12 protein-coding genes are annotated in these 25,828 nt (G+C 50.1%); 4 read left to right on the top strand and 8 right to left on the bottom strand.

From position 1 onward, the window contains the following. Positions 1-6: 6 nt before the first annotated feature. From QM717_RS09455 to QM717_RS09440, 4 genes are read right to left on the bottom strand one after another with little or no spacing between them, the layout of a single operon-like run. Positions 7-507 (bottom strand): hypothetical protein, encoded by a 501-nt coding sequence (locus QM717_RS09455; protein ID WP_415037169.1) that lies wholly within the window; start codon positions 505-507, stop codon positions 7-9. Then, positions 508-885 (bottom strand): hypothetical protein, encoded by a 378-nt coding sequence (locus QM717_RS09450; protein WP_415037167.1) that lies wholly within the window; start codon positions 883-885, stop codon positions 508-510. Position 886: 1 nt separating this feature from the next. Continuing rightward, complete coding sequence (locus QM717_RS09445) at positions 887-1,318, bottom strand: hypothetical protein (protein WP_415037165.1); 432 nt, start codon at positions 1,316-1,318, stop codon at positions 887-889. Beyond that, positions 1,315-1,728, bottom strand: coding sequence for a hypothetical protein (locus QM717_RS09440; protein ID WP_415037164.1), 414 nt, complete (start codon positions 1,726-1,728; stop codon positions 1,315-1,317). Before QM717_RS09440 ends, QM717_RS09445 begins: the two co-directional genes overlap by 4 nt. A 143-nt stretch (positions 1,729-1,871) precedes the next feature. Here QM717_RS09440 and QM717_RS09435 point away from each other — a divergent pair, with 143 nt between their 5' ends. Beyond that, positions 1,872-3,500, top strand: coding sequence for an NADP-dependent glyceraldehyde-3-phosphate dehydrogenase (locus QM717_RS09435; protein ID WP_415037162.1), 1,629 nt, complete (start codon positions 1,872-1,874; stop codon positions 3,498-3,500). Positions 3,501-3,559: 59 nt separating this feature from the next. Here the strand turns inward: QM717_RS09435 and QM717_RS09430 are convergent, their stop codons facing one another. The 4 genes from QM717_RS09430 to QM717_RS09415 all read right to left on the bottom strand — a co-directional run bounded on the left by QM717_RS09430 (position 3,560) and on the right by QM717_RS09415 (position 14,285). Next, positions 3,560-6,547, bottom strand: a complete 2,988-nt coding sequence (locus QM717_RS09430; protein ID WP_415037160.1) for a choice-of-anchor D domain-containing protein — start codon at positions 6,545-6,547, stop codon at positions 3,560-3,562. Positions 6,548-6,794: 247 nt separating this feature from the next. Further along, entirely contained in the window at positions 6,795-10,223 is a 3,429-nt protein-coding gene (locus QM717_RS09425; RefSeq protein ID WP_415037158.1) for a T9SS type B sorting domain-containing protein, read from the bottom strand. Beyond that, complete coding sequence (locus QM717_RS09420) at positions 10,153-11,742, bottom strand: lamin tail domain-containing protein (protein ID WP_415037156.1); 1,590 nt, start codon at positions 11,740-11,742, stop codon at positions 10,153-10,155. The genes QM717_RS09425 and QM717_RS09420 overlap by 71 nt, the downstream gene beginning before the upstream one ends. Before the next feature lie 143 nt (positions 11,743-11,885). Continuing rightward, on the bottom strand, positions 11,886-14,285 hold the full coding sequence (locus tag QM717_RS09415; RefSeq protein ID WP_415037153.1) for a gliding motility-associated C-terminal domain-containing protein: 2,400 nt from the start codon (positions 14,283-14,285) through the stop codon (positions 11,886-11,888). A 280-nt stretch (positions 14,286-14,565) separates the two neighbouring features. Here QM717_RS09415 and QM717_RS09410 point away from each other — a divergent pair, with 280 nt between their 5' ends. The 3 genes from QM717_RS09410 to QM717_RS09400 all read left to right on the top strand — a co-directional run bounded on the left by QM717_RS09410 (position 14,566) and on the right by QM717_RS09400 (position 25,770). Then, positions 14,566-17,895 (top strand): T9SS sorting signal type C domain-containing protein, encoded by a 3,330-nt coding sequence (locus QM717_RS09410; protein WP_415037151.1) that lies wholly within the window; start codon positions 14,566-14,568, stop codon positions 17,893-17,895. A 177-nt stretch (positions 17,896-18,072) separates the two neighbouring features. After that, positions 18,073-23,460: a YDG domain-containing protein gene (locus QM717_RS09405; protein ID WP_415037149.1), complete on the top strand. Its 5,388-nt coding sequence runs from the start codon at positions 18,073-18,075 to the stop codon at positions 23,458-23,460. A gap of 147 nt (positions 23,461-23,607) precedes the next feature. Next, the gene (locus tag QM717_RS09400; protein ID WP_415037147.1) at positions 23,608-25,770 is read left to right on the top strand and encodes a P-loop NTPase fold protein; all 2,163 of its coding nucleotides are present in this window, start codon (positions 23,608-23,610) and stop codon (positions 25,768-25,770) included. Positions 25,771-25,828: the final 58 nt, after the last annotated feature.

The raw sequence follows: 25,828 nt of genomic DNA, 5'->3' as shown, positions 1-25,828 counted from the left end.
CAAATCTTAAGGCCACCATTGTTTTTCGGCTGCGCCATTTCTGACCGAAAATACCGCCAGATTTTCAATGTCAACTTCATGTTGCTTCAAAGTATCGACTATTGTTTGTACCGCAATTTCAGGGTCATAAACAAAAGGCATTTCATTGAAAAAAGCTTCATCGCAGAAACCGTAATCGCAAAAACCGTTGCCCGATTGTTGCAAGGCAGTGTTCAAGACAGGCTCGATAACTTCAAACCTGAAATGACCCACATCCGAAACCTGCGACAGCGGAAAACGCAACAGCAATTGCCCGCATTTGTCGTTGAAATCGAACACAAAACCATTCTGCCGCGCGATGCGGATCGCCTCATGGTACAACGCTTCCGATTGCGGCCCGATCACATAAAACGAATCGCGGTACTGGCCCAACGGACCATTGAGCGCGACGATTTCGCCGAGGTCTTCGACGATCCAGATGAACTCGGTCGTGCCGTTTTCGAGCGTTTTGTATCCGAAGGCATCCATTTATTCGAACGAGATTTTGCCTTCGTTGAAGTCTTCCGTCTCGTCGACGAAAGCATTGTAGGAACCCCAAACCCATTGGCCGCTCCTAAAAATAAACGACAGGAATCGATAGCTTTTGCTTCTCGGATTGTACAGATAAAGATTGTCGCCTTCTGACGGAATGTAGTCGAAATCGAAACATTGGCGTTGGTTCAATTCTGCTGTAAAATAAGCTTCGGTGAGTTCGGGCGACAGTTCGAAGTCGGGTTCGATGAGCATGCCATCCATGGTAGACAAAGTTTGCCCGACATATCTTTTTAATGTCCATCTGTAATCGTCCGATGTCAGCGGTTTTCCGTGACACGTACACAATTTAAAATGTTGGCCGTTTTGACACATATTAGGAATTGGTTTTAACCGGGAATTTGCGTGCCAGAAAGTTATACAATACGAGTCCGGGAATGATGCCGATGCCGAGCATAATGATCGTTTCGACCAGCTCATAAGAATCGCGCCAACCGATGTACAACATCGTAAAACCGACAATGCTCAAACCGCCGACCAGTCCCGAAATCCCTGCAATCACAAACCGCCTGTATTCCATCATGATGCCGCTGACCATACCGATGATGCCGCTCAAAAGCCAAAATTCCATCGGGCTGAAGCGTAGGAGCGGATTTTCATAGACGTCGGGGGAATTGCCCATCTTTTCAAGTTCAAATCCCATGTTGATCGTGGCGGCGATGTGCAGCAGCAGGAAAATCAAGCATCCGAGAAGGGCTGCTATTCCTTCTATTTTCGAGGGCCTTTTATAGTCGGTTTCTGCGCTCATTGGTGCAAGGTATTTTTTAAAATGTTGGTGTAGACTTGGCGGATCCTGGTCTTGTTTTCTTCGGTTTTGCTTTCTATGGAAACCTTTCCGTCATCCGCGAGCAATAAATTCCCGATGTGGTTGCTGCCGTCGTAGAAATAAATCCGGCCTGCCTTGCCGGTTGTGATTTTGATGCCTTGCTGCATGATCGAATGATACGTGAGGTAAATCGGTTTATCCAACCTTGACGAGCCGTTCACCTTTTCGACCTTTCCCGTTTGGCGGATGTGGTTGCGCAATTGGACGAAATAAGATGCCTGGTAATAATCGGTTGCCTCCAAAACCGGACAGGCATGACTTTGCATTTTCGCGGAACCGATGCCGTTCATCGAAAAGCAAAACAACAGTAAAAATAAATATCGAATCTGCATCAAATCAAGAATTTCCACTATTCCAACCGGCTAAAAATAAAAAAAATTGCACCGGCCGAAAAAAATAAATTATAACTGCAGGCTTTCGGTTTTTATTTGCCGATAATCTCCGTAAATTTATTCGATAAAACTCTCATCTGATTATGCAAGCTTCCGAAAAATTCTCGATCGATACGCTTTTCAAGAACGAAAGCGAGATTCCCCAAAATTTCCAAATCGAAGAAATCCACCAGCGCGAATATTTGTGCGACGGCGAAATGGTTCCATGGCACGGCCCCGTCAGCGAAGTGTATTCGCCCGTGTGCCTACCGACGCCGGACGGCCCGAAACGCAAACTCGTCGGCACTTATCCTTTGGCCACCGAAAAAGAAGCCGAGGCTGCGTTGAATGCGGCCGTCAAAGCCTACGACAACGGCGCGGGCGAATGGCCAACGATGAGCATCGAAGGACGCATCAACTGCATGCACAAATTCGTCTATGGCATGATCGAGCAGCGCGAAATCGTCATTAAATTATTGATGTGGGAAATCGGGAAATCCTACAACGACTCGGCCAAGGAATTTGACCGTACGGTAGAATACATCGTCGCGACCATCGAAGCGTTAAAGGACCTCGACAGACAATCGTCTCGTTTCCAGATCGCCGAAGGCATCATCGGGCAGGTACGCCGATCGCCGCTCGGTGTAGTGCTCAGCATGGGGCCGTTCAATTATCCGCTCAACGAAGTCTTCACGACTTTGATTCCGGCCTTGATCATGGGCAACACGATTTTGTTCAAAGTACCCAAACACGGCATTTTGCTGCATTATCCGTTGCTCAAGGCATTCAAGGAAGCCTTCCCGAAAGGCGTCGTCAATACCATTTATGGACGTGGCGCGGTCGTTACGCCGGGCATCATGCAAAGCGGCAAGATTGACGTTTTGGCATTCATCGGGTCGAGTACGGTGGCCAACAGCCTCAAACGGCACCATCCAAAAAGCAGCCGACTGCGTTCAATTTTGAGCCTCGAGGCCAAGAATGCCGCGATTGTCACCAAAAACGCCGATCTCAAGATTGCCGTCGAGGAATGCATCACCGGCACGCTTTCGTTCAACGGCCAACGCTGTACGGCGCTCAAGATCATTTTCGTACACCGCGACATCGCAGAGCAGTTCATCGAGAAATTCAGCCAAGCGGTTTCTGCGCTCAAGGCCGGATTGCCTTGGGAACCGGGCGTTCAGGTCACGCCTTTGCCCGAGCCCGACAAACCCAATTATCTCAGGCAGTGCATTGAAGATGCGATCGCGCACGGGGCTTCGGTCCGCAATGAAAATGGCGGTGATACGCTCGAATCGTTTGTGTTTCCGGCGGTCGTTTATCCGGTCAACGAGAAGATGAAATTGTACCACGAGGAACAGTTCGGGCCCGTGATCCCGATTGTTCCGTTCGAATCGATCGAGGAGCCGATCCAATACCAGATCCAATCGCCTTACGGTATGCAGGTCAGTATTTTCAGCAACGACGCTCCCGAAATCTCGAGCCTGATCGATCCGTTCGTGAATCTCGTGAGTCGCGTCAACATCAATTGCCAGTCGCAACGCGGCCCTGATGTGTTTCCGTTCACCGGAAGAAAGGACAGCGCCGAAGGCACCTTGTCGGTTTCCGATGCGCTGCGTTCGTTCTCGATCCGTTCGCTCGTGACGACCAAGGCGACCGAGACCAACAAACAACTCATCAACCAGATCGTGCACGACCACAATTCGAATTTCCTGAGTACCGATTACATCTTATAAACCATAAAAACAAAAAGCCCGACTTCGCAGCCGGGCTTTCTTCATCTAAAAAACCATTGTTATTCGATAACAATTTTTCGGTCAGAAACCATTTCGGCCGATTTCACTTTCAAAAGGTAAATGCCTTTCGGTGCGTTTCCTAGATCGATCATTTCGTCTCCCAAAACGGTTTTGCTCAAAATGAGGTTGCCCGAGAAATTGTAGACTTCAACCGCTCTTTTCTCGTTGCCTGGCCAATCGAGTTGGAATTGGCCGTGGCTAGGATTCGGGTATACCTTGAAATCGGCAGTGGTCGTTGGCGCCATTTTCCCGGTTCCGGCATAGCAGTTCCAAGAAATGTCATCGACGATGATTCTGTTGACGCTGTTGCGGATTTCAACCGTTACGTTTCCAGTTACGTTGATGGCCTGTGAGAACAAGGTTGTCGTGTCGGCCGATACCGTGATGTCGCCACCGTATTGTATGCCGTTGACGAATACCTTCATTGTCGAGTTTCCGGTAAACACGCGTTTGTAGTTGAACGTCAAGGTTCCGATTCCGCCTGAAACCACAGTCGTGTTGGTGATCGTTCCGGTTCTTACGGCAATCGCATCGCCGGTCAAATCCTGGTCTGTTCTGGCATCGGTAGCCGACCATGACACCCCGTTGTCGCCCGTCCAAGTGCGGGTAGCGTATGAGCTGGCATTGCTGCCCAGATTAGAGAAGGTTTCGCCTCCGCCGATGCATGGGGCTTCTTCGGTAGTCACTTCGGTTTCCAGCGCCCCTTCCACATAAGCCGGTCCACCGATACAAGCCGTGTTGTTGTAAGCGTATACATTTACGGCATAATTCGTAGCCGAAGTCAATCCTGAAAGCGTGAAAGTAGCCGCCGCACCTACATAAGCCACCGTTCCTGCACCCAAGGTATCGCCCACGAGGTAAACCGTTCCGTTGACCGGAGCCGTTGATGAACCCGTTGAACTGATGACCGCAATATAGCCATCGGCAGTAGCGCCCGTGATTGCTACATCGGCTGAAGTAGCGGTGATGTTATCGGTCGTGATGCTGGCCAATGACATATCCGGGGCCACGCAAGCTTCCAAAGCCGTAGCAGTAAAGTTGATCACACAAGAAGCCTCGTCGGCGTCGTTGCTTTCGATCGTCAAAGTCGATGGCGTATTTCCGGCAGTTGCGCTGTTGAAACGAACCGTTACCACTTGCGTAGACAAAGCCGTTACGGTAAACGGGGCTGTTGGAGAAACAATCGTGTAATTGACCGCATCGCTCAAAGTCAGCGCGCTGATTTCGAGGTCTTCGGTTCCTTTGTTTTCGATCGTGAAAGTCGAATCCACATCCGTATTCACAGCCACTTCACCCAAGGCAATCGTGAAATTGCCACAGGCTTTCAAAGCCGAAGTGTTGTCGAGCAATTGGATTTCCGGACGCTCCGGTGTTTGGTAGCAATCCCAAGCCAGGTCGTCGATGATGACGCGGTTGCCGCTGTTGCGCAATTCCACGGTTACGGGACCAGAAACATCGATGGTTTGGGTGTGGGCCGTTGTCAGGTCAGAAGTTACGGTGATGTCGCTTCCGTATTGGATGCCGTTGACGAATACTTTCAAAGTAGAGTCGCCCGTGAAAACGCGTTTGTAGTTGAAATGCAACGTGCCGATACCGCCCGATACCGCCGTCGTGTTTTTCAAGATTCCCGTACGCAACGCAATCGCGTCGCCGGTCAAATCCTGGTCGGTTCTGGCATCGGTGGCCGACCAAGCGATGCTGTTGTCGCCGGTCCAAGTTCTGGTCGCATACGTGCTTGAATTGCTGCCCAGGTTAGAGAAAGTCTCGCTTCCGCCAAGGCATGGCGCCACTGGGGTCGCAAAATCGGTGCCGATGGAAGTTTCGGTGTAATACAGAGGACCTTCGGTGCAATCTACCGAATTGTATGGGAAAATGTAAACCGCGTAGTCGGTACTTTCGGTCAATCCGCTCAAGGAGAAACTGGCCGCCAATCCGTTGTAAACGACCATTCCACCGCCCAGGGTCATTCCAACTGTATAATTTACGCCATTGGTTGGGTTGGCCGACAAAGCCGCACCGTTGGTCAAGACCGCCAGGTATCGGTCGGCAGTTGCGCCTGTGATGGCAACGTCTGCCGAAGTTGCAAGAATGTTGGTGATTGCCAATTCGGCTGCGTCTACCGTCGGAACCACACAAGGTGCCAAAGCCGTTCCTTCGAGGTTGACGGTACAAGAAGCCTCATTCGAATCGTTGTTGGCAATGGTCAACACCGAAGTCTTGTGGCCAGAACCCGCGCTGTTGAAACGCACCAAGACGATCTGCGAACCCGAAGCCGCAACCGAAAACGGCGCGCTTGGCGACACCACGGTAAAATCGATGGCGTTGCTCAAATTGAGCGCGGAAACATTCAATGCCGAAGTCCCGGTGTTTTTGATGGTAAAGACCGCATCGGTATTGGTCAACATCGGTTGCGCGCCAAAATTGATGTTCAAGGCGCCGCAAGCCTGGTTCACGTTCGAGGCATCGGCCAATTGCAATTCGGGTCCGGAAACCGGTGTTTCGTAGCAAGTCCAGGTTACATCATCCACAATCGTACGGTTCAGGCTGTTCTTGATTTCGATCACGACGTTGCCCGCCACGTTGACTACTTGCGAAAATGGCGTGGTCGTGTCGGCCGAAACCGTGATGTCGCCGCCATACTGGACTCCGTTGACATACACTTTCAAGGTCGAGTTGCCGGTGAAAACCCTTTTGTAGTTGAACGAAAGCGTACCCACGCCGCCTGTTACGGTAGAAGTGTTTTTAAGCGTACTGGTTCTGAGTGCGATGGCATCGCCGGTCAAATCCTGGTCTGTTCGGGCATCGGTAGCCGACCAGGCCACACCGTTGTTTCCGGTCCAGGTCCTGGTGGCATACGAACTCGAGCTGCTGCCCAAGTTGGAAAAAGTTTCGGAACCGCCGCCGATACATTGCGCCGCAACATTCGAACTCATCAGCCCCATGATGGCCGAGAAAGCCACAGCTAAGAAAAATCGTTTTGTAAGCATGATTAATAATTTTTAGGTTGTTGTAATTAATTGGGTTAAGGGATTACCTGCAGGGTTGGATCACTAACAAACCAAAAGTAGCTTTACAATGTTGACAAAATGCGAATTCTACAACAAGGTTTCTTTATCAAATTGAAATAACAAACTAATTATCAATCATTTATATTAACGATTTCATAATCCAATCTTAGCCAAACAAAAAGGCTTCCTTAACAGAAAGCCTTTATCTTATAACAACTGGGGATATTTATCTTTTGAGGGCAAAGTGCGCCTTGAATCTCTTTGGCTCGCCGCTCCTGTTCTGATAAAACAACTCAAACCAATAATCGGTGGACGGCAACGGCCGACCATTGTAGGTGCCATCCCAGCCCGAGGTGTCCGAAGGCTTTAAGGATTTGATCAATTTGCCATAACGGTCAAAGACATAAATTTTAGAATCGCGCTGGTCACCCAATCCGCCGATGTTCCAAAAATCGTTGAATCCATCGCCATTCGGGGTAAAGAAACGCGGGTAATCGAGCAGGAAAACGTCGAACGAATAGTCCGCGCAGCCGTTCAAATCGCGTACCGTTACGGTATGTTCGCCCGCAGCCACGTTGAAGAATTGATTGTTCTGCTGTGTCAATGCTCCGTCGAGTTCGTATTCGAAATGCCCCGAGCCGCCAGTTGCAATCACTGTAATCGTCCCGTCATTGTCGAAATCAACGCCCGTAATCGCTTGGGCCGTGAAACCTTGCAACATGCTTACATTCGCCTGCGCAGCAGCCGTACAGCCTGTCGTTTGGTTGGTTACAAGCACTTCGTAAAGTCCGGGTTGCGTTGCCAAATGCGTATGGGTTGTCGTCGGCAATGGATTTCCGTTCCAGGTCCAGGCAAAAGTATAACCGCTGTTTGGAATGTTGCAATACAGATTGGCCGGATTGATGACATTCCCTGACTGGTCGACGCAAATAAACGCATCCTGCAAAACCGGCTGTGGCAAAGCATCGATGGTAATGGTAAGCGTTGCCGTGGTGGCGCATTGTCCGGCCGTTGGTGAAAAGACATAATTTCCCGAAACCGTATTGCTGACCACAGATGGAGACCACGTTCCAGAAACTCCGTTGGGCGAAACCGCATTCAAAACCGGTGCAACACTTCCTGTACAAAAACGCAGTGCTGTTGGGAAATTGGGAACAGTAGCCGCATTGACCGTCACCGACAAAGTTACCGCACTGGCGCATTGTCCGGCATTGGGCGTAAATGTATAATTCGCCGAAACCGTATTGCTGATGACCGATGGGGTCCAAATTCCCACAATCCCATTCGGAGAAACATTGGCCAAGGCGGGCACTGCACCACCGCTGCAAATCAAGAGTGAGGTCGTAAAATCAGGAACAATTGCATTTTGCACATTTACGTTTAAGGTTGTGCTGTTGGCGCATTGTCCCGCATTGGGCGTAAACACATAATTTCCCGAAACCGTATTGTTGACCACAGATGGAGACCACGTTCCAGAAATTCCATTCGGCGAAATTGCATTTAAAACCGGCGCAACGCTTCCGCTGCAGAGGGTCATTGATGTTGGAAAATCGGGCGTGACCAAATTATTGATCGTGACCACTAGAGTCCGGTTTGTGGCGCATTGCCCGGCATTCGGCGTAAAGACATAACTTCCAGAAACCGAATTGTTGATGACCGATGGATTCCAGGTTCCAGAAATCCCATTGGGTGAAATGGCATCCAAGACCGGTGCTACAGTTCCACTGCACAGTTGGAGTGTCGTTGCAAAATTGGGGGAAATCACCGGATTGACCGTAACATTTAAAATGACGTTGGTGGCACATTGTCCCGCATCGGGCGTAAAGGCATAATGTCCAGAAACCGTGTTGTCGATCACCGAAGGACTCCAGCTTCCGGTAATTCCGTTGGGGGAAATCGGGGACAACACGGGCGCAGTTGTCCCGGCACACAGGGTCAGGTTCGGTGCAAAATCCGGAACCAAACCAGTGGTTACCGTGACTGTTAAGGCAGTCGTATCGGCGCATTGCCCCGGGTTCGGGGTAAATGTATAAGTCCCGTTGGCCGTATTGCTGATGGTAGCCGGACTCCAGGTACCCGAAATCCCATTGGGCGAAACCGAGTTCAGCATCGGCGCAATCGTTCCTTGACACATCACGAGCGTGGTCGCAAAATCGGGTACGGTCAATGGGTTTACCGTCACATTTAAAATCGCCTGGGTTGCACACTGTCCAGCATTGGGCGTAAACGTATAAATGCCATTCGCGGTATTATTGATCGATGACGGAGACCAAGTTCCTGAAATCCCATTGGGCGAAACCAAATTCAAGACCGGTACGGCATCGCCTTGGCACAGTACCAATGTGGTCGCAAAATCTGGGGTTACTGGCAGATTTACCGTCACATTCAACGTGGCATTGGTCGCACACTGGCCTGCGCTGGGTGTAAAAACATACATTCCAGAAACCATATTGCTGATGGCCGGTGGACTCCAGGTTCCCGAAATCCCATTGGGCGACACCGCGTTCAGCATCGGTACGGCATCACCTTGGCACAAAGTCAATACCGAAGTAAAATCTGGGACAATCGGCGGATTCACGGTAACGTTTAAGGTTGTGCCTGTGGCGCATTGACCCGCATTCGGTGTGAAAACATAAATACCCGAAACCGTATTGCTGATGGTCGATGGACTCCAAGTCCCCGAAATCCCATTGGGCGAAACCGCATTCAGGACCGGCACCGCATCGCCTTGGCACAATACAAGTGTTGTCGGAAAATCAGGAATTATTTGTGGATTGACCGTTACATTCAATGTCGTGGGTGTCGCACATTGTCCCATATTCGGCGTAAAAACATACGTCCCAGAAACCGTATTGTTGATGATCGATGGCGACCAACTCCCAGAAATCCCATTCGGAGAAACCGCATTCAAAACCGGGGCCGTGCTTCCGTGGCAAATCTGCAGCGTCGGGGCAAAATCAGGAACCAATGACGCGGTTACCGTAACATTGAGCGTCATCGGATCGGCGCACTGGCCCGCATTGGGTGTAAAAATATAGGCCCCGCTGACGGTGTTGCTGATGCCGGGCGAACTCCAAGTTCCCGAAATGCCGTTCGGGGAAACAGGGTTCAAGGCAGGCGCGGTTTCGCCTTGACACAACGTTAAGGTTGTCGGAAAATTGGGGATAAGACGGGTGTTGACCGTCACCGACAACACCACAATATCGGCGCATTGTCCCGCATTTGGGGTAAACGTATAATTGCCGGTTGCCGTATTGTCGATTGCCGCCGGCGACCAGCTTCCAGCAATCCCGTTGGGGGAAATCGGGTTCAGGGTCGGTGCCGTTTCACCATGGCACAAGGCAATCATCGTGGTAAAATCGGGGGTAATCGGTGTGTTGATGGTTACGGCCAAAGTCACATTGGCGGCACATTGGCCCGGATTGGGCGTAAACTGGTAACTGCCGTTGGCCGTATTGTCGATGGTTGCCGGACTCCAGGTTCCCGAAATTCCATTCGGTGAAGTCGTATTCAAAACGGGCGCCGTTTCCCCATAACAAAGCGAAAGCGCGGTCGCAAAATCAGGGATGATGATGGTGTCCACTTCAAGCTGCGCGGCATTGCTGAGCGCATTGGTGCTCGAAAGAAGTAATCTGGCAATAATACTGGCTGTCATCCAAAGCCGGATTGACCGGATTCACCATAAGCGTTGGCGTATTGGCCCCACTGAAAGGCGCGGCATTGCCCACATTGACCCAAACACCCGAAGCATTGAGCGTTTTCCATTGGTAAGTATAGCTGCCCGGATTGGCCAACGAGACCGAAAATACCGTCGAATTGGTGTCGCAAATCACCGTGCTGTTCGGGCTCACGATGGCCGGTGGATTGTTGGTCGGGACATTGTGCACACCAATGTTGGCGCAGTTTTCCGTAGTCGAAGTGTTCCAGTCGGCCGCATTGAAAACGGGTTTGGGCGCCGTGGCATTGGGGTTCCGGATGACCGAATAACCGACGTTGACCGGCGCGTGTACATTGTCGATCAGCGTGCCGTTGTTGTATAATTCAAATTCGTCGTTCGAATTGAAACCGGTACCATAATGCTGGTTTTCGACAATGGCGCAAGGCGTGGTTCCCGTCCCGATCCCGATCAGGAAAATTCCGCCCGGTGGAATAATCCCGGTCAGGTTGATCGTGTAAAAAGTGCCGCCGCCGATGTCGCCGTAACGCCGGATGGTATAGCCCGAAAGGTTGACGGGGTTGGGCGTTCCGTTGTAAATTTCAATCACGCCGCCATCGCCGGCCTGCGCATCGTAAATCTCTGAAATGTAGATGTCGGAAGAATAATTGGGGGTGGCCAAGGAAACCAGTTTGGTAAAACCGATGCCCGTAAAAGTCTCGCAGGAATTGGTCGTCACGGTGATTTCGCCGGTCGCATTTCCGGCAGGAATATAGGCTTTGATCACGTTGTCGGAAACCACATTGAAACTGGTCGCCGGAATGCCATTGAATTTTACCGCAGAGGTTCCGCTACCCGACAGGAATCCACTACCGTTGATGGTCACCAAAGTATTTTGCGGCCCCGTAATCGGCACCACCGAAGTCACCGTCGAGCCCGTGCAAGATGATGTCACGGTACCATTCAGGGTAAAATCATCTAGCCTGAAAGTCCCGTTTCCGGTATTTCCAGTCAACGAAAGCACCACGGTAACCGTGCCCGTGAGTCCTGTAACCGGGTTGGCCACCGCCGTATTGCCGATCGCCGCTCCTACTGTAGGAACCGTTCCGCCGCCCACATTGGTGCCGTTGATGGTCATGCTCCAGTTTTGTGCACCGAGGTTGCTGCGCATGCGCCAAAAATCGAACGAGGTGACACTGAGCTCAAAATTGGCCGCCACATTGAAGGTCAACGTAATCGTCGCGTTGGCCGCATGGGTCAACCGAATGGCTTCCCCGGCCGAACCCGCCGCACTGGTCCAAGTGCCTGCACTGTTGCTCCAAGAGGAGTTGGACAAATGCGAATTGAAGACGGCTGGCGCCACGGTATAAGGATGCGCCGAAATGGCGGTCGTGCCAAAATTGTGCGAATAGATTTGCGCACTCATTTGTACAGTCGAAAATAGGCACAGAAAAACCGAAAGAAAGAATTTACACAACCCTACTCTGGCTGTTGCGATGGGGTAATTTTTATTGAGCATTCCAGTTTGTTTTAACTCGACAAAATTACGCCATCGGCCTCATCCTGAATTTTTTAAGCGTTTATCAAATGGTTACTAAACAGTCACTTAAAGTTTATTTTAATGTTAAATCGGCTTTAGGAATTTGGTCATTCGGTTGGTATTTACCGGTTCAAATATACCCAGCCCGTCTGGGTTTGGCCATCCGACAATTCGATGGCGTAATAATAGGTGCCGTCGGGCAATTCTTTTCCGTTGCCGGACTGTCCGCTCCACTGATTGGAATAATTCTGTTTGGTGTAGACTTCGGTCCCGTATCGGTTGAAAATGCGCAACTGCACCACACCCATTCCGCCCAAATCGAACCAATCGTTTTTGCCATCGCCATTCGGCGAGATGCCTTTTGGAATCGTACACATCGTGCTGTATACCGTTACGTTGCGCGAGGTTCCACAAGCATCCGGAACAAAGACATGGACCATGAAATTGGTCGGGTAAACCGTTTCCGGATCGACCCAATCAGACACATTGAGCATCGTTTCGTCGCCCAGAAATTGGCCATTGCTGTCCTCCCATCGGTATTGCGCCGTGGCTGGCATTTGGGCATCGGGAACCACTTCGAGGTAGTATTTTCCCTCTTTGCAATATTGCTCGATCTCAAATTTCACGACAGGAACGGTCACTGCCAAAACCACTGCCGAAGCACATTGCCCGTCAAAAGGCGTAAAAATATAATCCGCGCTTTGTTCATTACTGATCATCGGTGGATTCCAGCTTCCGGTGATACCATTCGGTGAAGTAGTATTCAAAATCGGCGCGGTCGCCCCCGCACACAAAGTCAAGGTCGTCTCAAAATTCGGGACGATGCCGCCCGAAACCGTCACCTGCAAAGTAACCGGGCCCGCGCATTGGTTCGGGTTCGGGGTGAAAACATAACTGCCGCTGGTCGTGTTACTGATCGCTGATGGAGTCCAGGTTCCTGTGATGCCGTTGGGTGAAGTCGGGTTCAAAACCGGCGCGGTCGCTCCTGTACACAAAGTCATGCTCGTCGCAAAATTCGGGACGATGCTGTTCGAAACGGTGACCTGCAAAGTAACCAGGCCCGCACATTGGTTCGCATTCGGGGTAAAAATATAACTGCCGCTGGCTGTGTTGCTGATCGTAGATGGGTTCCAAGTTCCTGTGATGCCGTTGGGCGAAGCAGAGTTCAAAACCGGCGCGGTCGCTCCCGTGCACAAGCTCAGGTTCGTAGCAAAATTCGGGACGATGCTGTTCGAAATAGTGACCTGTAAAGTCACCGAAGTCGCACATTGGTTCGGGTTCGGCGTGAAAACATAACTGCCGCTGGCCGTGTTGCTGATTGTTGATGGATTCCAGGTTCCTGTGATGCCGTTGGGCGAAGTCGGGTTTAACACAGGTGCGGTCGTTCCAGTACACAAAGTGAGTGTTGTGGCAAAATTCGGTACGATGCTGTTCGAAATAGTGACCTGTAAAGTCACCGAAGTCGCACATTGGTTCGGGTTCGGGGTGAAAACATAACTGCCGCTGGCTGTGTTGCTGATTGTTGATGGATTCCAGGTTCCCGTGATGCCGTTGGGCGAAATCGGGTTCAGAACCGGTGCGGTCGTTCCTGTACACAAAGTGAGTGTTGTGGCAAAATTTGGGACGATGCCGTTTCCTACAATAATGACGATCTGATCGGTTGTTGTGGCACCGCAACTGTTGGTCGCCGTCAAAGTCAACGTTAGGTTACCACTGTTATTCGGAACGGTGAAATTGGTATTGAGCGCATTCGGGTTGGAAAAAGTGCCGCTAGTTGATGTCCATGAAACCGATTGCTGCCCTTGCGCCGTGCCTGTCAACGAAAGGGTCGCACCTGCGCAGGCATTGAGGGCTGCAGGACCGGCATCGACTGTAAAGGGCGGAACCGGAGCCGAGCATCCGTTGTTGATGTAAGTCGGATTTCCGGCAGGATTGAACAACACGATTGCCCCATCGGCGGCAACGGTGGTACCATTGGGGTCGACGAGCAGGGCGCGGTCATAGCTTACCGTATCGGAACAACTGCCAAAAGCCATCGACAACGTACGCACACCCGTTCCCGAATTGGCGAAATGCCCCGAAGCGGTGGTCGGATTGTTTTGGAACAATATATAATAGGTCTCGGTCAACGCGTCAAAAGAATTGAGCGCGGTATCGAAGTTGAAACTCGTCACGAGAATCACGGTCGCATTGGCCGGAAGTATGCCGTTTGTCGGTTCTACCAATTGTCCACAACCGCCCGCATCGAGAATATCGGCATTGAGTACCGCCACTTTGGAGGCCGTCGTGGCATTCTGCACCAGACCTTGCCATGGGTTGTTGGGCCAATCCACACTGAGGTTGGCTGTATTGAGCGGCGCGTTGCCCACCTTCAACCGCACCATTTCATTGAGTCCTTCCTGGACGCCGCAGGCATCGACAAGGATGCTTTCGATTTGGAAACATTGGGCCAATGCCGAATGCGAAAACAGCAAAAAACAACTTACAAAGAACAACCGACAGCGCGTATTTATACCTTTCATTTTACAGAATTTAAAATCGGCGAAAGGTAGAGCGACGAGTTGAATTGAACCGCAGCCTTAAATTATCAAAAGGTTATTTTTGATTGGCTGTTTCAAAACGGCTTTGCCAATCTAGGGCATTTTCTGTCCAATTTGAGCCTTGTCTTTTCAAAGGCCAATCGACCAAAAACCAATAACATCGGTCAAATACCTGTTTACAATTCGTTAACCATCTGTTAATTCAACTACCTCATTTTCATAACATTGGTGCTCTAGCTTTGCCCAGACCAAAACAATGACTATGAAATTCTTATTCAAATCTTTATGCTTGGCAGGCTTGCTTTTTTCAGGCTTCCAATCGCACGCCCAAATTGCCGTTTGGAATTACGAACCGCAACAAGGCGCACTGGCCACGCCCACGCCGAATACCGGAACCGGAAGCTCGGCCATCATCAACGGCGGCGGCGGTACGATCACCCCAATGGTGCGCACCGGAATGGCAGGTTCGGGTTGTGGCAACCAAAATGGCGTGAACGCTTGGGCATTCGAACCTTTCGACCCGGGATCGCTCAATGAAAGAAACGGCGCGCAGTTCAGTACGAGCACCGCCAATTACCAAAACATCTTTTTTACTTGGGACCAACGTTGGTCAAACACCGCGCCCAACACGGCAAGGTTACAGTATACGACCAACGGCTCGACCTGGACCAATTTTACGATGACGGCGGCCAACACCAGCTATTGCAACGGTTCGATCAATGCCAACGGTTGCTTCGAAACCAATTCCTCGGGCGACCAGTACCGACGCATCAGCGTGAACCTGTCGGCGATTACGGGCCTCAACAACAACCCCAATTTCGGCGTGCGGATTTTGGCCGCGCATTACCAATCGACCGGGCAATTCCGCCAATGCGCGGCTCCGGGTTCGATTGCGGGAACCGCCGGAACTTGGCGTTTCGACAACGTCACGGTCACCGGAACCTTGATGCCGGGGCCGAATCCTTCGGTAATGTCCGGGACAACTTCGACTTGCGTCGGCACAGCAGTCAATATTCGCGTGACCATTACGGGCGGCACGAGTCCGTATACGGTGGTGTACAATGACGGCACTTCGAATTTTACGGTCAACAATTATACGAGCGCGGCCAACATTTCGGTCAATCCTGCATCGACGCGCACCTATACGATTGTTTCGGTTACCGATGCGAACGGACTCACGGGAACAGGCAATTCAGGATCGGCAGTCATTACGGTCAATCCACTGCCGACAGTCACGGCTTCAAACATCACGACCTGTGCGGTCGGCGCGGTTACCTTGACCGGTGGAAGCCCGGCCGGCGGAACGTACAGCATCCCAAATCCGTATTCGGGTGGCACCACCACATTTACGTATACCTATACTAATGCCAACAATTGCACAAAAACCAGTGCGACCTATACCTTTACGAGAAACGTCGCTCCGGCAATCACCGTCCAACCTTCCACGGCGACGCAAACGGTTTGTCAGGGTGAACCCTTTACACCGGTTTCGATTACGGCTACAGGATCGGCTACCTTGACCTACCAATGGTACAGCAACACAACCGCATCGACGACAGGTGGAACGCCTTTGACTACCGCGGCCCAAATCGCCAACGGTTCCAAGACCGCGAGCTACCTTCCTTTGTCAACGACCATTGGAACGCTGTATTATTATGTGGTCGTGACCAACAGTTGCACGAGCATCAAAAGCGCGAATGCCACTGGGGCTTTTACCGTAGTACCGGGAACGGTGGCCGGAACGGTCTCCTCGGACCAGGTCATTTGCGCCGGAAATATTCCGTCCGATTTGACTTTGGGCGGAAATTCGGGAACCGTTGTCAAATGGCAGAAAGCCACCGATGTTGGTTTCACGACAGGAGTACAAGACATCGCCGACACCTCATCTACATTGGCTGGAACGGCAATTGGACCGATTGTACAAACGACTTACATCAGGGCATTGGTGCAGAATGGCAGTTGTTCGGTATTGGCGACCGTGCCGATCCAGATCGAGATCAAATCGACCACCTGGACCGGAACCTGGAGCAATGGCGTGCCCGATTCATCGGTGACGGCCATTTTCGCCGCCGATTACAGCTCGACGGGTGATCTTGCGGCTTGTTCGGCATCGGTGACTTCCGGAAATGTCGTGTTCAATCCGGGGCATACATTGACCTTGCAAAATGCGCTGGCGGTTTCGGGCGGAACATTGACTTTTGAAGACAATGCGAGCCTCGTGCAAATCAACAATACGACGAATTCGGGAAACATCACCTACAAAAGAAACAGCACACCGATGTTGCGTTACGATTTCACTTATTGGTCATCGCCGGTCAACGCCCAGATTTTGGCCAATCTGTCCCCGCAAACTTTGTCCGACAAATACTTCTGGTGGAACACCAGCATCTACAACTGGAGCGCCGTCACCGCACCGGGCATCACGCCGATGGACATCGGGAAAGGTTACATCATCCGGGCACCGCAAACTTTCGACCCGGCATCAACCGCGGTTTTCGAAGGCATTTTCATCGGCAGGCCGAACAATGGCGATTACACTGTCCCAATTGCCGTTTCGGGGGCGAACAACCTCAACCTGCTTGGCAATCCGTATCCGAGTGCCCTGAGCGCCGATGCCTTTATGTCGGATCCGGCCAACGCTGCGGCCATCGGAACCGGAACTTCGATCTATCTGTGGACGCACAATTCGCCGGTATTGAATTACGAATATGCGGCCAACGATTATGCGACCTACAATTTCAGCGGTGGAACCGGAACCGCGGCCGCCATTGCTCCCGGTCTCAACACGAACATCCCGAATGGTTTTATCGCGGCGGGCCAATCGTTTATGATCAAAGGCTTGGCCAACGGAACGGCCACTTTTAAGAACAGCATGCGTGACGGGGCGAACAACAACCAGTTTTTTAGGATGGCGCAAAACCAGAAAGACCGCGTTTGGCTCGAACTCAAAAATGCAAACGGCGCGTACAAGCAAATTCTGGTCGGTTACATCGAAAATGCGACCGATGGTTTGGACCGTGGTTATGATGCCGAGATCATGGAGGCCGGCAACCCGGTTTCGTTTTATTCGACACTCGACAATACCCGATTGACCATTCAAGGCAAGGCACTTCCGTTTGACCCAAACGACCGGATCGCGTTGGGTTACCGTACGAACATCGCCGGGAATTTTGAAATCGATTTGTCGAATTTCGATGATGGCTTCGCCAATCAAAATGTGTATGTGGAAGACCAATTGCTCAACCTGGTCCACAATCTAAAAGACGGTCCGTATGCTTTTGCCACGGCAACCGGCATCTTCGACGATCGATTCGTGCTTCGCTTTACCGATGCGAATCTGGGAACGCAAAATCCCGAAGCGGTTGCCAACGGCATTGTTATCTATAAAAACCAACAGCAGATCGCAATCCATTCTGGTACGGTGCAAATGCAATCGGTCAAAATTTTCGACCTCGCCGGACGCCAATTGCTCGAAAGAAACGACATCCGTTCGAACCAAGTCACTTTGGACGCCATCGCATCGGAACAAGTGCTGTTGGTTCAAATCAAGACCATCGACCAACAAATCATCCATCGAAAAATCATCAATTGAGCTTACTGTACTTTACCTTCATCTCCTCCGAAAGCGACCATTTCCCCGGTCGCTTTTTTAATTTAACCCATTGATAACGTTTTCTTTCCGTTGTTAACCTACTGATAACCTTTTGTTTCCCGGCAGGACAAACGAAGCCGATACTTTTATAGCTCAAAACAATTTAATTATTAAACTATGAAATCAATTTTACGAATGCCCGGCGGCGGTCTCCGATCAAAGACCAATACCGGTAAAAGAAAGATTTCGGCGCGTACCCTGCTGCTGATCCTTTTCTGCTTCATGGGAATGGCGGAGACCGCACACGCCCAAACGCCTTTGGTAGCCGGAGACGCTGCCATTATTGGGTTCAACGCCCAAACCACCGACCGTTTCTCGATCGTGCTTCTCAAAGACATCGCGGCCAACACGGTCATCAACGTGACCGACAACGGCATCCTTTCGGGTGACCTCGGCCGTACGAACGAAGGATTTGTGACCTATACCGCGCCATCGGCCCAAACCAAGGGAACGGTGCTGACCTGGTTCAACGGCATGACGATTGCCGGAACCGGTTGGAGCAGCAACAACCCGACAAACTTTGCGATCAACGGCTCGGGCGACCAGTTGTTTTTGTTCCAGGGATCGACTTCTAACTGGGGCACGCAATCGGGAATCACATTGATTTATGGCGCGAATTTCGGGGTGCCTTTGTCGGCTACTTCGGCCTCGGCCAACACTTTGCAGCCGTCTTCGTTGCCGGCGCCTTACTTTTTGAACGTTCCGACTTCGACCTACTACAACTGTTATTTTGCCAATTCGTCTTCGAGCGCGACCACCGTAACGGTTTCGGGAACACCGGCGCAATTGCTGGCCTTGTTCTCCGACGGTACCAAATGGTTCGGCGGCGGCGGTTCGCAACTCACCTTCCCGACCTGGAACATCACGGTCAACGGCTCCTCGCCTACGATTTCGACGACAGGAGCTTTATCGGCGGTCAGCACGACTTATGGAACCGCTTCGAGCTTTACCTCTTTCTCGGTTTCGGGTTCCAACCTGACCAACAACATCACGATCAACGCACCGACCGGATTCGAGATTTCGAAAACGGTGGGCGGCGCCAGCGGATATGCCACTTCACAAACGCTCAACCAATCCAGCGGAGCCGTTGCGGCAACAACGATTTACGTGCGATTGGCAGCGACCACGCCTTTTGGCTCTTATTCAGGCAACATAACGTTAGCCGCTTCACCGGCTTCGGCCAACGTGGCGACGGTTTCGAGTTCGGTGGCCAAAAAGGGCCTGACCGTAACCGGTGCAACCGGTGTGCATAAAACCTACGACCGAACCAATGCGGCTGCCATCAGCGGCGGAACATTGGTCGGACTCGTCAACAGCGATGTGATCACGCTTTCGGGCGGCGGCACTTTCGCGAGCATTAATGTGGCAACAGGCATTGCGATTACCCCAGCCTTGACCCTCAGCGGTACACGCGCCACAAGCTATAGTTTGACGCAACCCAACGGAATCAGCGCCAACATTACGGCCAAAGATTTGACGATCGCATCGGCTTCGGTCAACAACAAAGTCTACGACGGCAATACCGATGCGACACTTTCGGGGACCTTAACCGGCGTGGTTTCGCCAGATGATGTGGTTTTAAATCCAGTCGTGAGTTTCGACAGCCCGTTTGTAGGGACTGCGATTCCCGTGACTTCTTTTTCCTCGCTTATCGGTGCCGATGTGGACAATTACAATTTGATCCAACCGACCAATCTTTCCGCAAATATTACGGCCAAGGAATTGACAATCTTAAATGCCACGGCACAAAATAAAGTGTTCGATGGCAATACAGACGCCATCATCACCGGAACTTTGTCGGGCATAATCGCTCCCGATGACGTGACGCTCGTAGGAACCGGAACTTTCGCTTCACCGAACGTGGGATTGAACATTCCAGTAACGGCCAATTGCGACATTATAGGCGACATTGCCAATTATACTTTGGTACAACCGACCGGACTCTCGGCCAACATTTCGGCCGGTGCGCTTTTGCCGCAAACCATCACTTTCGATCCTCTGACCGAGGTGGTTTATGGTAGCGCCGATTTCAACCTGACGGCTACGGCCAGCTCCACCTTGACGGTAAGCTACAACAGTTCAGACGAAAATGTGGCGACGGTTTCCGGAACTACCGTAACAATTGTAGGCGTCGGGACAACGACGATTACCGCGACCCAATCGGGCGATCTGACCTATGACGCCGCCGAACCGGTAGCGCAAATTTTGACCGTAACGCCAAAAGAATTGACGATCGCTTCTGCTGTTGCCAATGATAAAATTTACGACGGCAACGATTCTGCGACGGTTTCAGGAACACTTTTCGGAATCGTTGGCACGGATGACGTTTCGTTCATCGGAGCGGCCAACTTTGCAACTGCTTCGGCTGGAACCGACATTGCAGTGATGGCCAATGCGACACTGACAGGAACCGATATCGCCAATTACACCTTGGCGCAACCTTCAGGATTGACCGCTGACATTACGCCAAAAACCTTGACAGTTACTGGCGCAATCGCTTCGGATAAAATATACGACGGCAACGACAACGCCATCCTCAACGGCGCCATCCTCAATGGAATTGTAGGTTCGGATGAGGTGACGGTTTCCGGAAACGGAACCTTCGCTTCTGCGGCCGTGGCCAACAATATCGCAGTAACTGCCGCTTTGGTTTTGGCTGGAAACGATGCCGCCAATTACACCTTGACACAACCAAACGGGTTGACTGCCGATATCACAGCGGCGTCTTTGACCCTGTCGGGCTTGACCGCTGAAAATAAAATCTACGATGCCAATACTTCAGCTACGATTTCAGGAACAGCCGAATTGTCGGGCATCATCGGAGGCGACGACGTGACCGTTTCTGGAACTGCTGTCGGAACGTTCAACAATGAAAATGTAGCCACTGCAAAACCGGTTACCATTTCAGGTTTGACGCTTTCTGGAAACGACGCGGGCAATTATACTTTGTCGGCCACTTCAGGAATTACTGCCGATATCACGGTAAAATCAATCACGATCGCCTCTGCCGTGGCACAGAACAAAGCCTTCGATGGAACAACCGCTGCGACCATTACCGGAACGCTTTCGGGTGTCATCAGTCCAGATGTCGTAACATTGGTCGGAACGGGGACTTTTGCTTCATCGGCTGTGGGTAGCAACATCGCCGTGACATCCACATCGACTTTGGCCGGTATTGATGCACCGAATTATACCATCAACCCACAACCAACCGGTTTGACCGCTAACATTTTAGCCGCACCAACCGTTTTGGCGCAATGGACTTATGAAACTTTGAACGGCGTAATCACCGCACCGACGCCTAACATCGGGACGGGAACTTCTTCACTCGTCGGATCGATGTCGGGATTGAGCTTGGCCACGGGAATGAACACGGCTTCGGGTTGCGGCGCGCAGACTTCAGGAACCAGTGCCTGGGCGGTTGCGACGGCAGCACCGGGAACCAATGAAACCAGCGGCGCACGTTTCAGCACGAGCACCGTGGGTTACCAAAATGTAAAAGTGAGCTGGGAACAACGTTGGTCGAACACCTCTGCCAACACCCTGCGTTTGCAATACACCACCAACGGAACGAACTGGACCAATTTCACGATGACCGATTCGAACACGACCTATTGCCTCGGCAGTCTCAACAACGGCCGTTTCGAAACCAACAGCACGGGCGACCAATACCGCAGGATTTCGGTGGACCTTTCAGCGATTACCGGCGTGAACGACAATGCCAATTTTGGGGTACGAATCGTGGCCGCGACCTATCAAAGCACCGGACAATTCAGACAGGTGCAAACCCCTTCGAGCGTGGCCACCGGCGGAACCTGGCGTTTCGACAACGTCAAGTTTGAAGCGATGCAAATTCCATTGACACCACCGACGGCTTCGGTTTTGAGCGGATCGGCTACCATCTGTGCGGGCAGTGTCACTAATTTATCGGTCGCCATTACCGATGGAACCGCACCTTATGTAATCACTTATACCGACGGTACGAACCAGTTTATCGTTGACGAATACCTGAGCGGCAACCCGATCAGCGTAGAACCGACGCAAACCACGACTTATACACTTGTTGCTGTGGTCGATGCCAATGCGCTCGTGGGAACGGGCAACAGCGGCTCTGCCGTCGTTACGGTCAACCAACAATATCCTTTCTACACCGATGCCGACGGCGATGGTTATGGCGCAGGAACGGCCACCAATATTTGTGCGGTCAATGCCAATACGCCTCCAACGGGGTTTGCGGTATTGAATGGCGATTGCGACGATACAGTGGCCGCCGTCCATCCGAATGCAGTGGAGATTCCATACAACGGCGTCGATGACGACTGCGACGGATCGATCGATGAAACCGGAACGGTGACGACAACTTTACTGGCATCTTCTTGTGGAACGACCCTGGCTTCGATCGGGACTTTGATCGGCATCCAGACCGTGGCCGGACACAACATTACGGGCTACCGGATCCGTGTGACCAATGGCGCACAGGTGCAGGTCATCGAGAAAAATGTACCGCATTTCACGATGCCACAATTCCCGGTATATGCCTATGCAACGACGTATACGGTAGAAATCCAATTGCAACGCGCGGGCATCTGGCAGGCAAGCTGGGGAACGCCGTGTTTCGTCTCTACCCCGGCCATTTTGGAAGAAGGCGGGGCCGCGGCGGTTTCTCCTTCGCAATGTGGCATCGTGTTGCCAAAAATCAACACGCTGATTGCCACGTCCAGCATCCAGGGCGTGACCGGATACCGTTTCCGTGTGACGAACCTGACCGATGTTTCGGGACCAAACGCGGTACAGACCATCGACCGTACGCAAAACTGGTTCAACCTGCAAATGCTTACCCGCTACAACTACGGAACGCTTTACCGCATCGAAGTGGCCGTCAAGACATCGGGCGCTTTCAGCGGATTCGGCTCGCCTTGCGAAGTGACTTCTCCGGCGGCTCCATCATTGGTTAACTGTGGCGGATCGATCGTTTCGGGCACTTCTTATGTGTCGGCCACGAGCGTTTCGGGTGCGACCCAATACCGTTTCCAGATCACCAGACAATCGGATAATGCGGGTGCGACCATCGACCGCGGCACGAACTACTTTATCTTCAATTCGCTTCCGACTTCGGCCTTTACGGCGGGTGCTTTGTATACCATTCGCGTAGCAGTGATGACTTCGGGAACCTGGTCACCGTTTGGCGATGCCTGCGAGATTACGGCTCCGGGCGGAACGGCCAAGGCAATGGCACCGACTTCATCTGTAGCCCAAAATGCATCCGATGTAAAAATCACGGCTTATCCGAACCCGTTCTCTTATGAATTCGGGATTGAGATTACGGCTGCAGATCAAATCGATGCGCAAGTGAAAGTCTATGACATGCTCGGAAGGTTGGTCGAAGCGAACGAAATCAAAACCGCCGATGGCTTAAAATTGGGCAACAATTACCCATCGGGTGTTTACAATGTGATCGTCAGCCAAGGCGAAACCATCCAGACACTGCGCATGGTCAAGAGATAATTGATTTCATCAATTTGTTTTTGTTTAAGACGGGAAAAGGGACAGGTGACTGTCCCTTTTTTATTTGGAATGTTTATTATCTTTAGCATTGGCAACATTCCACTCTTAAAGCGAGAATTCGGTTATTGGTAATTTAAATGAGAACAGATGAATAGTGATTTACCGTTAAATAAAAGAGCAGACGACAAGTTAGGAAGATTTTCATTCGCGACTGAAGTAGCATCAGGTTTGGTCAATTCTTTTAGCGACAATAATGAAAGCATTGTTATAGGAATAAATGGGAATTGGGGTTCGGGAAAATCGACTATAATTAATTTCATCATTAATGAAGTTGAGCGAATTTCTGTCGAGAATGGAAATGAAATCATTGTTATCCGATTCAATCCGTGGATGTTTACAGGTCAAAAAGAACTGCAGAATATTTTTTTGAAAGAAATGCTTTTAAAACTCGAAAGCAACAAAGAGAAATTCAAAGGTATTTCTCAAAAAATAGCAGACTTCTTAAGTCATCTCAACTGGTTGAAATACATACACCAAGGTGCGGGTGAAGCTGTTGCTGATGCAAAGGAATTTCTAGACGGTATAAGCAAGTCTAAAGATGTAGAACAATTGAAAAAAGATATTGATCAAATTCTGATTAATTCCAAAGTTAAATTGTATATAACGATTGATGATATAGACCGGTTGACGCCTTCTGAAATAACCGATATTTTCCAGTTGGTCAAGCTCAACGGAAATTTTGCAAATACTATTTTTCTACTGGCTTATGACCAAGGGGTGGTATTGTCCGCGCTCAAACGCCAATTCGGCGATAATGGAAAAAAGTATATTGAAAAAATTGTTCAAATCGATTATACGTTACCGCCAATATCTAGGCAAAATATTACCCGAATCTTTATTGATAGTTTTAATGATTTGTTTCCACAAGGCGAGTTGCGCGATTTGATTTACAATTTGACTGAAACGATAAAAGACAAGCCGTTCATGCGTTATTTTAAATCACTGCGGGATATTTATCGGTTTAACAATAGTATAAAACTTCGGCTGCCGAGTATTTATTCTGAATTAAACTTAACCGATTTTCTACTGGTTGAAGCGTTAAGAATTTTTGATTACGAAAGTTATGAATTCATTATCGAAAACAAGGATTCTCTTGTTTTTCGTGACAGTGAAACAATTTATGCGGCTTCACCAACACCCAAAACTTCAACAAAAGATTTTATCAATCAAACCCAATTCAACAATACAACGAAAGAAATAATAAACAACCTTTTCTCTACCGGGATCATGAGTTTCTTCGATTCAATCGATTCTAAAGCCCTGATCCGCGACCGCAGGGCAGCCAATCCCAATTATTTTGATCGGTATTTCAATCTTCAACTGAGTTCCTTGGATATTCCGGAACAGGTATTCGATAAGTTTATTAATGAAAGCGACCTAACGGAACAGACTGACATACTCAAAAAAATAACCTCCGAGAAAAAACTATTCGATTTTCTAAATTGGCTAGAGATAAAAAGCCTGAATCAAGAAACTGCCAAAATTGAAAACATGATATTGGCTTGTTTGGGTTTTACCGATTCATTAAAGTATGAAAAGGAATCGTTTTGGGGACTCGACATCAATTTTATGACTTTAATCCGGTTTGCCTCTAAAATGTTAGACCATGAAAAAATTGACAAACGCCGCGATATATTGTTAAAGCACATTTCAAACACCAACAAAGATTACAGCTTCTCGGCATTTTTTATAGCCGACAATTTGCTCTATTCAAAATCCCAATTTGACCAAGACAAATTATCACACAACAACCTTTGGTTTAACATCCTGAACGATGGACTTATTCCGATAGATAAAATTATAGAAAACGAATTTTTTGATCAGGTTAAACGGCATCACGGCAATGCTGCCAAATTTTTATTTGACAAAGTTTTAAAAGATCCAGAGTACCTCAATGATGATGAATTGACCTCAATATTAAGCGTTGTAAAATACAACCACAGCGACTACTATGACGCTAATTTCCCTTCGCTGATTAAAGACAATAAAAACCTCATCAGATTTATTCACATGGTAATGAAACGCAATTCGATGTCTTCGGGAGACCAGATAGGATACCAAGTCGCCAAGTATCAATTTTTTGCCGGGATGGATCTCGAAAACATTAAGGCCCGAATCGAAAACTTCAATTTAGCAGAATACACCGACGATGAGAAAATCATAATAAAAATGTTCCTAAAAGCCTACAAAGATGGATTTCTTGAAAAAAAGTATTACAGCACGACCAACTTAGAATCAATGGAATATTAAACGGTACGCATAAAAAAAGCCCATCCCTAAAGACAGGCTTTCGCGCAAGAACTATATT

This window comes from Flavobacterium sp. (assembly GCF_047602195.1).
In the GTDB taxonomy this organism is placed as follows: domain Bacteria; phylum Bacteroidota; class Bacteroidia; order Flavobacteriales; family Flavobacteriaceae; genus Flavobacterium.
This window is presented reverse-complemented; position numbering and strand designations above follow the sequence as displayed.

What these genes read in the sequence shown, in the direction of transcription:
- QM717_RS09455 (WP_415037169.1), bottom strand. Translation starts at nt 507, where the DNA reads ATGGATGCCTTCGGATACAAAACGCTCGAAAACGGCACGACCGAGTTC.
- QM717_RS09450 (WP_415037167.1), bottom strand. Translation starts at nt 885, where the DNA reads ATGTGTCAAAACGGCCAACATTTTAAATTGTGTACGTGTCACGGAAAA.
- QM717_RS09445 (WP_415037165.1), bottom strand. Translation starts at nt 1,318, where the DNA reads ATGAGCGCAGAAACCGACTATAAAAGGCCCTCGAAAATAGAAGGAATA.
- QM717_RS09440 (WP_415037164.1), bottom strand. Translation starts at nt 1,728, where the DNA reads ATGCAGATTCGATATTTATTTTTACTGTTGTTTTGCTTTTCGATGAAC.
- QM717_RS09435 (WP_415037162.1), top strand. Translation starts at nt 1,872, where the DNA reads ATGCAAGCTTCCGAAAAATTCTCGATCGATACGCTTTTCAAGAACGAA.
- QM717_RS09430 (WP_415037160.1), bottom strand. Translation starts at nt 6,547, where the DNA reads ATGCTTACAAAACGATTTTTCTTAGCTGTGGCTTTCTCGGCCATCATG.
- QM717_RS09425 (WP_415037158.1), bottom strand. Translation starts at nt 10,223, where the DNA reads ATGACAGCCAGTATTATTGCCAGATTACTTCTTTCGAGCACCAATGCG.
- QM717_RS09420 (WP_415037156.1), bottom strand. Translation starts at nt 11,742, where the DNA reads ATGCTCAATAAAAATTACCCCATCGCAACAGCCAGAGTAGGGTTGTGT.
- QM717_RS09415 (WP_415037153.1), bottom strand. Translation starts at nt 14,285, where the DNA reads ATGAAAGGTATAAATACGCGCTGTCGGTTGTTCTTTGTAAGTTGTTTT.
- QM717_RS09410 (WP_415037151.1), top strand. Translation starts at nt 14,566, where the DNA reads ATGAAATTCTTATTCAAATCTTTATGCTTGGCAGGCTTGCTTTTTTCA.
- QM717_RS09405 (WP_415037149.1), top strand. Translation starts at nt 18,073, where the DNA reads ATGAAATCAATTTTACGAATGCCCGGCGGCGGTCTCCGATCAAAGACC.
- QM717_RS09400 (WP_415037147.1), top strand. Translation starts at nt 23,608, where the DNA reads ATGAATAGTGATTTACCGTTAAATAAAAGAGCAGACGACAAGTTAGGA.